This is a genomic window from Streptomyces sp. NPDC022552 (assembly GCF_055561875.1).
In genome coordinates this window covers 571355-584838 of sequence record NZ_JBVHGJ010000001.1, presented here as the reverse complement: position 1 = coordinate 584838, position 13484 = coordinate 571355, and the positions used below count along the sequence as shown (strand labels likewise).

The window sequence follows — 13484 nt, the reverse complement described above, 5'->3', positions numbered from 1 at the left end:
CGGTCAGTTCTTGGCGGCGCCGTTCAACGCCTGAGTGTCGACCGGGGCCGCTGGAGCCGCTCCGTCCAGGACGCCGGACTTCATGACCTTCGCAAGGAGTGCGGACACGCTGAGGTTCTGCACGTCGGCCGTGGAAAGGGAGCCGAGCACTTTGGTCAGGTCCTCGGTGAAGTCCGAGGTGCCGTTGAGCCACGAGCCTGCGAGGGCCTGCGCAGTCTGCGAGGAGTCCATGAAGCCGTCGACCGACTTGCCGAGGGCGATGGACTGCACGAGGCGGTCGAGGAAGACGGACTCCCCGCCGACGATGGTGATGTCCGCGTGCTCCAGGCCGGTCGCCAGGACCGTGGCCTGCGCCTCGGCGACCTGCCGCTGGACTTCGAGCCCGGCCAGCCGGATGTCCTTCTCGGCCTCCAGACGCAACCGGTACTCCTCGTGGCCGCGCGACGCCTCGTCGAGCGCGGCCATCGCGGCCGCCTTCTCGGTCAGTCCGGCCGCCTCGGCCTTGAGCTTCTCCCCGATCGCGGTCGCCTCGGCGAGCGCCTTCTCACGGGTGCCGATGGCTTCGGCACGCAGTCGGGCCTCGATGGCCTCCGCCTCGGCACGGCCGGCCTTCTCGATCGCGTCGGCCTCCTTCTCCCGCACCTGCACGGCAGCGAGGCCGTCGGCAGCGGCCTCGGCCTGGACGCCCTCGGCGAGACGGATCTTGGCGCGGGCGTCCATGTCGGCGGCCTTGTTCCGGGCCTCCGCCAGGGTGAGTTCCTCGGCCGCCCGGTGGACGGCGGCCTGCTCGGCGGCCTCGGCGGCCTTGATGTCCTTGACGAGCTTCTCCTGCGCCTCGGCCTCGGCAGCGATGATGACGGCCTGCCGGTCGCGCTCAGCCTCCTCGACCGCCCGCAGTCGCTTGATGGACTCCTCCTGCTCGGCAACCGTGCGGTCGACCGCGATCCGCTCGCGGATCACCTCGGCGATGTCCCGGCGCTCGACCTCGACCTCCTTCTCCGCCGAGATACGGGTCAGTTCGGTCTCCCGGTCCCGGGCGATGACCTCCAGAAGGCGGTCCTTCTCGATCCGCTCGTTCTCGACGGCGATGACCCGCTCGCGGTTCTTCTGCGCGACCGCCACCTCACGGGCCTGGTTCTCGCGCTGAATGCCGAGCTGCTCCTCGGTCTTGAGGAAGGCGCTCTGCGCCCGCAGCCGCTCCTCCTCGACGACCCGAGCAGTCTCGGCCTCTTCCCGGGCCCGTACGGTGTCGATCTCCCGCTTCTGCTTGATCTCGGCATCCGCCTGGCGGCGTTCCAGCTCCAGGATGGCCTCGCGGGCGTCGACGTTCTGCCGGGTGATCTCCTTCTGCTCGTGCTGGCGGAACTCGTTGGTACGGACGTTCTCGACAGCCGTCAGCTCGGTGATCTTCCGTATGCCCTGGGCGTCGAGGATGTTGCCGGGGTCGAGCTGGGTGAGCGGAGTCTGCTCCAGGTAGTCGATGGCCGCGTCCTCCAGGCTGTAGCCGTTGAGGTCGATGCCGATGATCTCGATGATCCGGAACCGCAGCTCCTCGCGCTTGGTGTAGAGGTCGGTGAAGTCGAGCTGCTTGCCGACGGTCTTGAGCGCCTCGGAGAACTTGGCGTTGAACAGCTCCTGCAATGTCTCCTTGTCGCTGGCCCGCTGGGTACCGATGGCCTGCGCGACCTTGATGACGTCCTCGACGGTCTTGTTGACCCGCACGAAGAACGAGATCCGGATGTCCGCACGGATGTTGTCCCGGCAGATCAGCCCATCGCGGCCCGTCCTGCTGATCTCGATCGTCTTCACCGAGATGTCCATGATCTCGGCCTTGTGGAGCACGGGCAGAACGACCTGCCCGGTGAACGTGACGTCGACCTTTCGCATCTTGGACACGATCAGCGCCTTGCCCTGCTCCACCTTGCGGAACAGCCGGCTGAGCACGAACAGGAGAGCGAGGGCGGCGAGCAGGGCAACGGCGACGAACACGCCGATGCCCACGGTGATGGCATCCATGAGAAGTCCTCGGGTGAGGTGAAGTGTGGTGGGTGGAAGCCCGGAAGAGCACGACCGACGGAGTCAGGTCAGGTCGGCGACGTCTTCCCGGGAAGGCCCGGGTTCGTCAGGGAAGAGCGCGGCAAGCGGTCGTACGAGGCGACGCGTCACACGCCAGGAGACGAAGGGCGCGAGAAAGAGCAGGAGCAGGGAGAGCAGTGGGGGCAGCGCGCCTGGCAGAGCGGCAGCTGCGAGCAGCACGGCGCCGGACAGGCTCAGAAACCAGCCGACGGCGACGAAGATCGAGGCCGCCACCGCGACGGGCAGACCGGCGAGGTGCAGCGCGTCGGTGTCCACGTCGGAGTCGAACGCGTCATAGCCCGCCGCACCACAGAGCACCAGCAGCCAGAAGCCGACGACCACGACCAGCGCCGCGGTCAACAGCAGCGTGGGGAATCCGACGGCGGCGTTCAGCAACTCCCCCATGGTCTACCCCCTGACGCGTGACAGCTTCCGGCCCCCGGCATCGGCTCTCCACCCACACCCCCGGCAGGCCCATCGTGGCACCGCGAGTGCGTCTCGCACATTGCCGTCGTCCGGCAGCCTTAACGCCTTCTTGATGCCGGTAGGAGCCCCCTCGACGGAGCCATGGCACCCTTGGTCTCCGCGCGTCAGGAACTCATCAACGACGCAACGTGTAGTCGGGGAGGGACCGTGACGGAACGGGAGTCGGCCGAGGAGTACCTGGAGGGGTACGCCGAGATCCTGAAGGGCGTCTGCGTCACCGGACGAAGGCTGACGCGCGAGGAGCTGGAGGGGCTGCGCGCCCGCGGCGAGCGAGCCGCCGAGGCCGGCATGGGTCTGCGCGCTCTCGTCCGCGCCCACCTCTCCGCCGCGAGGGCGACCAACTCCGAGCTGCCGCAGGGGGCTCACGACCACCTTCTGGCAGCCGTCGAGCAGGCAATCGACGCTTTCGCTGAAGGGCACGAGCGGGCACAACGCCTGGCGGTACGTCAGGAAGAGGCGGCGCGCCGCGAGTTCATCGACGACCTGCTGTATGGACGCAGCGATCTCGGCCGCCTGGCCGAGCGCGCCGAACGCTTCGGGCTGCTCCTCTCCCACGCCCACGCCGTGGCCGTCGCCCAGGGACCAGAGCCGTACTCCGACGGATTTCCGGTCTCCCGCAGCGTCGAGTCCTCGCTCGTCGCCCGCTTCGGCAACCGCCGCATCCTTCTCACGACCAAGGACGGCCGGCTGATCTGCGTCGCGCCCGCCGACGAGCCCGACGTGCTCACCCACTTCGCGAAGCAGGCATACGCCGCCACCGACGGCGGCCAGGTCGCGATCGGCCGCCCCCACTCCGGAGCGGGAGGAGTCGTCCACTCCTACGAGGAAGCCCTCAACGCGCTCGACCTCGCCGCCCGCATGGACCTGAACGACCCCGTCCTGCACGCCGCGGACCTCCTGGTCTACCCAGTCCTCACCCGCGACCGGCAAGCGATGGCCGACCTGGTCCTCAGCGTGCTCGGCCCACTCCAGCAGGCCCGCGGCGGCGCCGAGCCGCTCCTCAACACCCTTACTGCGTACTTCGACACCGGCTGCGTGGCCGCCGAGGCCGCCCGACGCCTCTCCCTGAGTGTCCGCGCGATCACGTACCGGCTCGACCGCATCCACCGACTGACGGGCGCCGACCCGGGCGACCCCGCCCAGCGATACACCCTCCAGACCGCCGTCGTCGGAGCCCGCCTCCTCGGGTGGCCCGACCAGGAACTCTGACCGCTGGGGGCGCCGAGACAGCGCCGGACGGGCACACTGACGGTAGGAGTTCCACAGCAGCGGTGGAGGCGGTCACCATGAGTCACCCCGCAGACGACGAGCGCATCCTTGCCGAGATGGAGCACGGACTCGCCCACGACGACCCCGCCCTCAGCGCCACGATGGAGACGCTGAACCAGCAGTTCCCAGAGCAACCGGAGCGCCCTGTCAAGGCTCGTTCCCGGCGCGACCCCCGACTCGTGACGGCGGTCGTCCTGGCCGTCATCGCAGTGCTGGCGCTGATCCTGACAGCCGCCCTGAGCACAAGGCCCGCGCCACCCGACGGGGAGGTCACCCGGCCGGCGGCGCACTCTGCCGTGGTGACCACACACCGGTGATCGAGTTCAGCGACGCTTCGACCGCGAGGAACGTGCCAGGTGGTCGTAGAGGATCACCAACGCGATGCTCATGGCGACAAGCCCCAGAGCCGTGTACGCACACACCGAGCGCACGCCGGTCGACGCACCGGCCAGGCGTGCTACCTCGTCGGTGAGCACCGCTCCGTACAGGGCCACGCCCGCCACGCCGAGCAGGGGCACGGGTCCCTCGGACCACCGCAGTCTGCCGGGTCTCCAGCCCCGGAGAAGGGCGACGCTCGGCGTGAGGACAAGGACGGCCCCGACGGCCAGGAGTGTCCAGCCCACCCACGGGCTCACGCCGACGCTCCCTGTGCAGCGCCGTTCGCGCGCACACGGTGCCGACGCATTTCGAACGTACCTACCAGTGCGGTGGCTGCGTTCAGGGGGAACGCAAAGGTCTCGGCGACGACGGTCGTGCCGGTCGCCCGGCTGAGGCTCGCGGCCAGCGCGGCGCAGAGCAGGAGCGCGGGCAGTACGCGGCGCCACCGTGGCAGCTCAGTGAGGCGCAAGACCCGTACGGCGATGACGGTGTTGAACGTCAGGAAGGCGAGCGCCCACAGGGCGAGCACGACGAGGGTGAGAGGCATGGTGGCTGCTTCCGGGCAGGCGGACGACTGTGCCGACCAGACTTCCCGGCTCACCAGCAGTGGATCCTAGCGGTCAGGGCAGATCTGTGAACGCCTCCACGGCCTGGGTCTTGCCCGTGACCACGATGATGTCGCCCTTCTCGACAACCGTCTCGGCGGTCGCATAGGTGAAGTCTTCCCCGGGCCGCTTGATGCCGACGACGGTCACGCCGTACTCGCTGCGGACCCGGGAGCGTCCCAGAGGCTGTCCAGTGGCCACGCCCGGTGCGACGGTCTTGACGAGGGCGTAGTCGTCGTCGAACTCGATGAAGTCGAGCATCCGGCCGGTGACGAGGTGCGCGACCCGCTCGCCCATCTCGTGTTCGGGCAGGACGACGTGGTGGACGCCGAGGCGTTCGAGGATCTTGCCGTGCTGGCGGCTGATCGCCTTGGCCCAGATGTTGGGGACGCCGACTTCGAGGAGGTTGGAGCTGACCAGGATGCTGGCCTCGATGTCGGTACCGATGCCGACCACGGCGCTGGTGAACTCGTGGACGCCGAGCTGGCCCAGGACGTCCGGGTCGGTGGAGTCTGCGACGACGGCGTGGGTGAGCAGGTCGCTGTACTTCTGGACGAGCCGGGCGTCGGTGTCGATGCCGAGGACGTCCCAGCCCCGGTGCATCAGCTCGTTGGCGAGGGAGAATCCGAAGCGGCCGAGACCGATGACGGCGACACGTTGGTCTGTGGCCACCTGGTGCTGCTCGGTCAGCCGCCGGCGCCGGCGCTTGCGCAGGTTGTGCAGGTAGTTAGCCAATGACGGGTCGCTCCTCGGGCAGTTCGTAGCGTCGTGTGCGCTCGCGCAGGGCGAGTGCCGACACGAGGGTGATGGGGCCGATGCGGCCGATGAACATCAGGCCGACGAGGATGAGCTGCCCGATCGCCGGGAGGTCGGCCGTGATGCCGGTGGACAGGCCGACGGTCGCGAAGGCCGAGACCACCTCGAAGAGGACGACGTCCAGCGGCTCCTCGCTCACCGACAGCACGGCCAGGGTGGCGGCCATGACCAGGCCCACGCCGAGGAGCGCCACCGTGAGCGCCTGGCGCAGCACATGCGGGGCAAGGCGGCGGCCGAGGACGACCGAGTTCGGCTCGCCGCGTACCTCGGCCAGGATCGCGGCCGCCAGGACGGCGAAGGTGGTGACCTTGATGCCGCCGGCCGTTCCCGCGCTGCCGCCGCCGATGAACATCAGGGCACACGTCATCAAGAGCGTGGAGGAATGCAGTGCGCCGATGTCGAGGGAGTTGAAGCCGGCGGTGCGGCTCATCGAGGAGTAGAAGAAGCTGTTCAGGAGCTTGCCCCACACGTCGTACACGCCGAGCGTAGCGGGGTTGGTCCACTCCAGCAGGCCCGTGAGCACCGTCCCGACCACCAGCAGGACCATTGACGTGATGACCGTGAGCTTGGTGTGCAGGGTCCAGTTCCTGCGGCCCGTGGTACGCGCCCGGTTGCGGTGGCGCAGCAGCTCCAGCATGACCGGGAACCCGATGCCGCCCAGGATGACGGCGAGCGCGATCGGCAACGTGACCCACGGGTCCTGGGCGTAGCGGGTGAGGCTGTCGGCATGCAGACCGAACCCGGCGTTGTTGAAGGCCGACACGGCGTGGAAGTACCCCAGGTACGCGGACTCGTCGAAGCCGTAGTCGTACCCGAAGCGGAACCGCAGCGCGAGGAAGGCGCCGACGGCGAGCTCCACCGCCAGGGTCGTGCCGGCCACGCCGAGGAGGACCTTGCGGACGTCTCCGATGCCGAGGCTCTTGGTCTCCGCCTGCGCGGTCAGCTGCATGCGCAGCCGCAGCCGGCCCGAGACGAGGAGGGCGAGCAACGAGGCCATCGTCATGATGCCGAAGCCGCCGACCTGGATCAACGCGAGGATGACGCCCTCGCCGAAACCACTCCAGTACGTGCCGGTGTCGACGACCGCGAGGCCGGTCACGCACACAGCAGAAGTCGACGTGAACAGCGCGGTCAGCAGGTCGGTGGCACCACCGTCCTCGGTCGCGAGCGGCAGCATCAGCAGCATCGTGCCGACCATCACCACACCCGCGAACCCGAGGACCACCGTGCGGGCGGGGTGTGCCGTGAAGAGCGCTCGTGCGCGCTGGGGCGCGGTCACTACCACCGGCGCTGTCCTCTTCCCGCGAGTTGATGCTGATGTGATGTCAAGAGAGCGTCATTGACCGGCGCAACAGTACCTCCGCGCCCGTGGGGGACGAGCGACCGGCACGATGGCGGCACGGGTGCTCGGTTCTACGCTGTGGCGATGCGATCGATCTACCGCGGCCCGGCCGCGCACGACCAGGTGCGCGACTGGTGCGAGAAGCGCCTCGACGCGTGGCCGGTGCCCCACACCCGCTCGCATGTCGACACCTCTGCGGGAGCGACTCATGTGACGACGGTGGGGGCTGCCCCGACTCCAGGGACTCCGAGCATCGTCCTCGTACCGGGGACGAACATGAACGCAGCTGTCTCCCTGGACACGCTGGAGTCCCTGTCAGGTGTCGGTCAGGCAATCGCGGTGGATGTTCCGGGGCAGCCCGGTCTGAGTGCGGATGTTCGTCCCGGGCGCGACCGTACAGCGTGGTACGGGCGCTGGCTGACACAGGTCGTGGACCAGGTGGCGCCCCAGGGTGCGGTGGTCATGGGGCATTCGCTGGGCGGCGCGATCGCACTCGCCTGCACCTCGGAGCGGATCACAGCCCGGGTCGTCGTCTCCCCTGCGGGGCTGATCAGGCTACGGGTCAGACCCGCCGTCCTCGGGGCGACGCTCCCGTGGTTGCTGCGTCCCACTGTTCACCGCGCCGAGCGACTTCTACGGCACATGACGGCCCCCGGTACTCGGCCACCGCATGCCTTGGCCGACTGGATGGCGCTCGTGGGCACGACGTGCCGCAGCAGCCTCGCTCCCCGGCCTCTGCCGCGATCGGCGCTGACGGCCGCCCGGACTGCTCCGGTCTTCGTGATCGTCGGGGCACACGACACCTTCCTGCCGGCCTCTGCGCTGCGTCGCGCCGCACGACGCCTGCTCGGTGCCGATCTCCTTGTGATCGGCGATTCTGGGCACCTGGTCCTGGACGAGGCGGTGGAGCGAGCCGCCATGGTCGTTTCTGAGGCGCTCGGCGCGCGTTAACGGCATCAAGAGCGCGTAAAGATTGCCGGACTCCGGCAGTGAACTCCCGTGCGGTTCGGTGGGAACATCCTTTAACGGCAGAAGCGGCACCGCATCTGCGTGCGAGCCGAGGGGACAGTGACATGACGTGGTTTCTCGGCCTCGGCACCGCGGGACTCGTGCTGCTCGTCCTTGCCCTCGTCCTCGACGGTCTGTTGGAGGGGGTCTTCGACGGACTCGGCTCGGGACTGGACGGGTTTCTGTCACTGCCGGTGATCGCCGGTTTCGTGTCGGCGCTCGGGTTCGCGGGGGCGATCACGATGGGGGTCACCGGTACGGGGGCGGGGGTCGCCACCGGTGCGGGCGTGGTCGCGGGGGTCGTCGTGGCCTGGCTGACGGGGAAGTTCAGTCGGGCGCTGATGCGCGACGGTGCCGCGCCCGCGCCGAAGGGCGAGGACCTGACCGGGAGTTCGGGGTCGGTGGTCACCGCCATTCCGGGGGACGGCTATGGCGAGGTTCTGCTCTACCTGGCCGGCCAGCCGGTGAAGTACGCGGCGAAGGCGTCCGGTCCGGTTCCGCGTGGCGCCGAGGTGTGGGTCGAGTCGGTGCTCTCGCCGACCTCGGTCGTCGTACGTCCCGTCGAGCGCTGACCGCTGCCCCCGACTTGCTCTGTTTCTGTGGCTCCACTTTCAAGGGATGTGCTCATGAGCCCTGTTCTCACCGCTGTGGTGGGCATCGTCGTACTCGTCGTCCTGCTTGGTCTTGTGGTCATCACGCGCTACAAGGTCGCGGGGCCCAGTGAGGCGTTCATCATCACCGGCCGGCGCGGCAAGCAGGCCACCGATCCGGCCACTGGGCGGGTCTTCACCGACAACAGCGGCCAGAAGGTCGTGGTCGGCGGCGGCGTCTTCGTCGTGCCGTTCGTGCAGCAGAAGTTCACCCTCGACCTGTCCAGCCGGCACATCCCGGTCGCCGTGCGCGGCGCGGTCACGCTGCGCGGTGTGAAGGCCAACCTGGAGGGCGTCGCGATCGTCAAGGTCGGCGGGACGGAGGACTCGATCCGGGCCGCAGCCCAACGGTTCCTGATGCAGCAGGACGGCATCGTCGGCTTCACCCAGGAGGTGCTCTCCGGCGCGCTGCGGTCGATCGTCGGCCGCATGTCGGTCGAGGACATCATCCGCGACCGCGCCGCCTTCGCCGGACAGGTCGCCGAGGAGGCCGAGGCCAGCCTCTCGGGCCAGGGCCTGGTCCTGGACGCCTTCCAGATCCAGGACATCACCACCGAGGGCTCCTACCTGGAGGACCTGGGCCGGCCTGAGGCCGCCCGCGCCAAGCAGGAGGCGGACATCGCCGAGGCCGTCGCCCGGCGTGCCGCCGAGCAGGCCCGGCTCAAGGCGGAGGAGGAGATCGCGATCGCCCAGCGGACCCTCTACCTGAAGCAGGCCGAGATCAAGGCCCAGACCGACGAGGCCGCCGCCCAGGCGAACGCGGCCGGTCCGCTCGCCGAGGCCGACCGCCAGCAGCAGATCCTCGCCGAGCAGGAGAAGGTCGCCGAGCGCCAGGCGGCACTGACCGACCGTCAGCTCGACACCCAGGTCCGCAAGCCCGCCGACGCCGCCCGCTACCAGGCCGAACAGGAGGCCGAGGCCCGCCGCATCGCCCTGGTCAAGGAGGCCGAGGCCGACGCCCAGCGCTCCCGCCTGACCGGTGAGGGCGAGAAGGCCCACCGCGCCGCCCTGGCCGACGCCGTACGCATCGAGGGCGAGGCCCAGGCCGCCGCCATCGCCGCCAAGGGCTCCGCCGAGGCCGAGGCCATGCGGAAGAAGGCCGACGCGTTCGCCCAGTACGGCGACGCCGCCGTCCTGCAGATGCTCGTCGAGGTCCTGCCCCAGGTCGTCGCCAAGGCCGCCGAACCCCTCGCCGCCATCGACAAGATGACCGTCATCTCCACCGACGGAGCGAGCAAGCTCTCCCGCACCGTCACCGACAACGTCGCCCAGGGTATGGAACTCCTCTCCTCCACCACCGGCGTCGACCTGGCCGCCCTCCTCCAGGGCATCACCGGCAAGGCGGAGCCGGCGGCCGTGCCGGCCGCGAGGAGCGCGCAGGTCGAGATCACCGACTGAGACACGAGTCCGACGGGGGGACGGCGTGAGAAGAAGCTTCAAAGTGCACGCGGGGCTGCAGCTGGCCCTGGCCATAGTGGCGTTGTCCGCGGCCGCCTATAGCGCCGTCCCCTACCTACCGCCGTTCGCCGGCGAGGGGATTCTTCTCGGTATCGGGTTCGCTCTGCTTTTCCCGCTCCACGCCGCGACGATCTTCCGCAGCATCGCGCTCGAGTTCCGCGTCAGGGGATACGCGAGCAACAAGACGAACCAGTGGCGTGCTCTGAAGTCCCTTCCGGGCCGGGTGCACGTCCTGCTCGTGGGACTGGGTCTGGCAGGGGCCGGCCTGCTCTCCGGAGCGTTCTCGGACGACTCGGGCCTCCAGGCGACCGATGCCGTCCGGGGCCGCTACTACGCCGTCGACACCACCGACCCTCAGCGGCAGAGGATCGAGGTCACCGGAAGCCAGTACGAGGCGCTGAGCAAGCAGGGCCAGAGGACGATGTTCGCGATCTATGGCCTCATAGCGGCCGGCGGTGGCGGCCTGACCCTCGTCTTCGCGAAGCTGGAGAACTGGGCAGGACGGCCGTGACGCGGGCTCCGCGACACGGCAAGCCGTACGACACAAGACGGCTGCGCATACGCGCCGTACTCATCGGGCTCGCCGGAGTGTCAGCCCTCATCGCAGGCACCGTCCTGTTCGCGTGGCTCCCCTATGCGGTGGCAGAGGAGCGGGCGTTCCGCGCGGCGACCGAGTGCCACGGGGCGGCGACGAGGGACTGCCTGTGGGCGGCCTGGTACACCGTCAAGTCCGTTCAGGTGCACCGCGGCAAGAACCGGGGCGGACGGGTCGTGGTCTCGGGGGCCGACGAAACAGCCGGCGAGGCGGAGTTCTCCGGCGTCGGTGACTTCTTGGATCAGGTGCGCCCGGGCGATCGGGTCGCGGGCACGATCTGGCGCGGCCGGATCATCGTCCTCTCGAACGACCGGGCCGCGCAGCGGACCAACTCCCACCCGGCTGGCGACTCTCAGTTCGCCGCCGGGACCGGCACCGCCCTCCTGCTGGCCGGAGGACTCGGTGTCCACGTGTCGCAGTGGTCGCTCAGGTACCAGGAGGCCGCCGCGTGGCGCCGGAAGCCGGCTGCACTCGGCAGCAGCACCTGGGCGGTGGGCCTGCTGAGCGCCTGGTCCTTCCTCCTGCCGCTCCTCCTGCACGGCCGGAGCACAGACCTCGGCGTCTACTTCGCGCTTTGGACACCCGCCGCCCTGGCCGCGTGCGCGTTCCTGATCCACATCGGCCGGCGAGGTCAGACGCCTCGCTGATGGCAGCCGCAGGACATTCCCGGCGCAGAACCTCAGGGCAATGATCGAATCAGTGCGTTCACGACGTCATAGGGGGAGACATGGCGGCACTGCCGCAGCAGGGGAACGCGGAGGCACGGGCCGGCGGGCACATGGTGGTCTGCGGCGACGACGGGCTCGCCCGCCGGCTGGCCGACGAGCTGCGGGAGGTCTACCGGCAGCGGGTCGTCCTGGTCCTCACCGGAGAGCAGGCCGAGGTGGGGACCGCCGAGCGGGTCACCGCACCGGCGGGCACGACGAGCGGGGGCACCCTCGTGCCCGTACACGTGATGACGGCGCAGGCTCCGACGGAGGAGACGCTGCTGCGGGCCGGAGTCGACCGGGCGACCGCGCTCGCGCTGCTGTACGAGGACGACGAGACGAACCTGCGGGCAGCGCTCACCGCCCGCCGGCTCAACCCGGGGCTTCGGCTGGTGGTCCGCATGTACAACCGGAAGCTCGGCCAGCGACTGGAGGAGCTACTCGACCAGGCCGCCCTCGTGCACTCCCCCGGCATGGAACGGGCCGTCCTCGACGCCTCCACGACCGTCCTCTCCGACGCGGACACCGCGGCCCCCGCCCTCGCCGCCACCGCCGTCGCCGGCACGAGCAAGGTCGTCCAGGCCGACGGCGTGCTCCTGCGCGCAGCCGAACGCACCCCGCCCGGACGCGGCGAGGTACCGGACCCCGGCCTGTGCACCCTGGCGCTGCTGTCGTCCACCACCGCCGACCCGGCGGGCGCAGAAGGCTCGGAGGCCAGCGGGCCGCAAGGCCCCGTCCTCCTGCCCGACGACCGGACCGCGGCGGGCACCACCGGGCGCGGCAGCGTTGTCCTGGAGACCGTCCGATACACCGGTCCCGCCCTGCCCGCACGGCGCCTGGCCCGCCGTGGGGCGCCGCTGCGCGACCTCTTCTCCAGTCGCCTGCGCTGGGCGCTCGCCGGCATCGTCGCCACCGTCCTCGCCCTGACCCTCACCACCACAGCGCTCACCGACGCCGACCCGGTGCACGCCGCCTACATCACGCTGCTCGACCTGTTCTCCATCAACGACCCCGCCATCGACGCGTCGGCCACGAACCAGATCCTCCAACTCCTGACCGGGCTCGTCGGCCTCGCGCTTCTCCCCCTCCTCGTCGCCGGAGCGCTGGAGGCACTCGGCACCTTCCGGAGCGCGGGCACCCTACGCCGCCCGCCCCGCGGCCTGTCCGGCCATGTCGTCCTGCTCGGACTCGGCAAGGTCGGCACCCGCGTCCTCGCCCGGCTGCGAGAACTCGACATCCCGGTCGTCTGCGTGGAGGAGGACCCCGACGCCCGCGGCATCCCCCTCGCCCGCAGCCTCCATGTGCCGGTCGTCCTCGGCGACGTCACGGAGGAGGGCGTGTTGGAGGCCGCCAAGGTCCACCGGGCTCACGCACTGCTCGCCCTCACCAGTGCGGACACCACCAACCTGGAGGCTGTCCTCTACGCACGTACGGTCAAGACCGATCTGCGCGTGGCCATGCGCCTGTACGACGACGACTTCGCCACCGCCGTCTACCGCACCCTGCGCACCGCCCACCCCGACGCCCTCACACGCAGCCGCAGCGTCACCCACCTCGCCGCCCCCGCCTTCGCCGGCGCCATGATGGGCCGCCAGATCCTCGGCGCCATCCCCGTCGAGCGCAAGGTCCTGGTCTTCGCCGCCCTCCTCGTCGCCGGACACCCCCAGTTCGAAGGACGTACCGTCTCCGAAGCCTTCCGTCCCGGCGCCTGGCGCGTCCTCGCCATCGACACAGTCTCCCCCGCCGCGCGCCGCCCCGACCTCGCCTCCGCCCACCACGACGGCGAACAGCCACAACTGCTCTGGGAACTCCACCCGGGCTACGTGCTACGACCAGAGGACCGCGTCGTCATCGCCTCCACCCGACGCGGCCTCGCGGAACTGCTGGGGAGACAACCTGCGGGCAGCAGCTCCTGAGCTGTATCAGCCGGACGCGGGAGAAAGGAGTGGGCTCAGCGCCGCCGTGACCGTCCGCCGCACAGGACCGGAAAGGTCATGTAGCGAGCTCACGCTCCGCGGCGAAGCCACCGAACGCGAACGGCTGGCCGAAGCGGAAGCGGCGCGGCGAGCGCATCCGCTGGGAGGCCGCGATGGA

At 70.0% G+C, this 13484-nt stretch carries 14 protein-coding genes; 8 read left to right on the top strand and 6 right to left on the bottom strand.

Annotation, left to right across the window (positions count from 1 at the left end; all coding sequences use genetic code 11):
- Positions 1-3: 3 nt before the first annotated feature.
- Together ACZ3OF_RS02725 and ACZ3OF_RS02720 are read right to left on the bottom strand one after the other, a co-directional pair.
- Complete coding sequence (locus ACZ3OF_RS02725; RefSeq protein ID WP_467302272.1) at positions 4-2016, bottom strand: flotillin family protein; 2013 nt, start codon at positions 2014-2016, stop codon at positions 4-6.
- 63 nt (positions 2017-2079) lie between these two features.
- Positions 2080-2481 (bottom strand): hypothetical protein, encoded by a 402-nt coding sequence (locus ACZ3OF_RS02720; RefSeq protein WP_361666611.1) that lies wholly within the window; start codon positions 2479-2481, stop codon positions 2080-2082.
- Between the two features lie 228 nt (positions 2482-2709).
- On the opposite strand from ACZ3OF_RS02720, the gene ACZ3OF_RS02715 reads away from it, so the two are divergent.
- Together ACZ3OF_RS02715 and ACZ3OF_RS02710 are read left to right on the top strand one after the other, a co-directional pair.
- Positions 2710-3771 (top strand): PucR family transcriptional regulator, encoded by a 1062-nt coding sequence (locus tag ACZ3OF_RS02715; protein WP_361666612.1) that lies wholly within the window; start codon positions 2710-2712, stop codon positions 3769-3771.
- Positions 3772-3848: 77 nt separating this feature from the next.
- Positions 3849-4148, top strand: coding sequence for a DUF3040 domain-containing protein (locus ACZ3OF_RS02710; RefSeq protein ID WP_361666614.1), 300 nt, complete (start codon positions 3849-3851; stop codon positions 4146-4148).
- 6 nt (positions 4149-4154) lie between these two features.
- Here the strand turns inward: ACZ3OF_RS02710 and ACZ3OF_RS02705 are convergent, their stop codons facing one another.
- The 4 genes from ACZ3OF_RS02705 to ACZ3OF_RS02690 form a co-directional block, all read right to left on the bottom strand.
- On the bottom strand, positions 4155-4466 hold the full coding sequence (locus ACZ3OF_RS02705; RefSeq protein WP_467302269.1) for a hypothetical protein: 312 nt from the start codon (positions 4464-4466) through the stop codon (positions 4155-4157).
- The gene (locus ACZ3OF_RS02700; protein ID WP_467302268.1) at positions 4463-4756 is read right to left on the bottom strand and encodes a hypothetical protein; all 294 of its coding nucleotides are present in this window, start codon (positions 4754-4756) and stop codon (positions 4463-4465) included. Before ACZ3OF_RS02700 ends, ACZ3OF_RS02705 begins: the two co-directional genes overlap by 4 nt.
- A gap of 73 nt (positions 4757-4829) precedes the next feature.
- Complete coding sequence (locus tag ACZ3OF_RS02695) at positions 4830-5549, bottom strand: potassium channel family protein (protein WP_361666618.1); 720 nt, start codon at positions 5547-5549, stop codon at positions 4830-4832.
- Positions 5542-6915, bottom strand: a complete 1374-nt coding sequence (locus ACZ3OF_RS02690; RefSeq protein WP_467302265.1) for a TrkH family potassium uptake protein — start codon at positions 6913-6915, stop codon at positions 5542-5544. Before ACZ3OF_RS02690 ends, ACZ3OF_RS02695 begins: the two co-directional genes overlap by 8 nt.
- Positions 6916-7056: 141 nt before the next feature.
- Here ACZ3OF_RS02690 and ACZ3OF_RS02685 point away from each other — a divergent pair, with 141 nt between their 5' ends.
- The 6 genes from ACZ3OF_RS02685 (at position 7057) to ACZ3OF_RS02660 (ending at position 13306) form a co-directional block, all read left to right on the top strand.
- Positions 7057-7923 carry an alpha/beta fold hydrolase gene (locus tag ACZ3OF_RS02685; RefSeq protein WP_361666621.1) on the top strand — a complete coding sequence of 289 codons (867 nt, stop codon included), beginning with the start codon at positions 7057-7059 and terminating at the stop codon, positions 7921-7923.
- Positions 7924-8045: 122 nt separating this feature from the next.
- Positions 8046-8552 carry a hypothetical protein gene (locus ACZ3OF_RS02680; protein WP_361666622.1) on the top strand — a complete coding sequence of 169 codons (507 nt, stop codon included), beginning with the start codon at positions 8046-8048 and terminating at the stop codon, positions 8550-8552.
- A 54-nt stretch (positions 8553-8606) separates the two neighbouring features.
- Positions 8607-10028, top strand: coding sequence for a flotillin family protein (locus ACZ3OF_RS02675; RefSeq protein WP_467302262.1), 1422 nt, complete (start codon positions 8607-8609; stop codon positions 10026-10028).
- Between the two features lie 43 nt (positions 10029-10071).
- On the top strand, positions 10072-10599 hold the full coding sequence (locus ACZ3OF_RS02670) for a hypothetical protein (protein ID WP_361666625.1): 528 nt from the start codon (positions 10072-10074) through the stop codon (positions 10597-10599).
- Complete coding sequence (locus ACZ3OF_RS02665) at positions 10596-11330, top strand: hypothetical protein (protein ID WP_467302261.1); 735 nt, start codon at positions 10596-10598, stop codon at positions 11328-11330. The genes ACZ3OF_RS02670 and ACZ3OF_RS02665 overlap by 4 nt, the downstream gene beginning before the upstream one ends.
- A gap of 80 nt (positions 11331-11410) precedes the next feature.
- On the top strand, positions 11411-13306 hold the full coding sequence (locus ACZ3OF_RS02660; protein WP_467302259.1) for an NAD-binding protein: 1896 nt from the start codon (positions 11411-11413) through the stop codon (positions 13304-13306).
- The last annotated feature ends 178 nt before the right edge of the window (positions 13307-13484 follow it).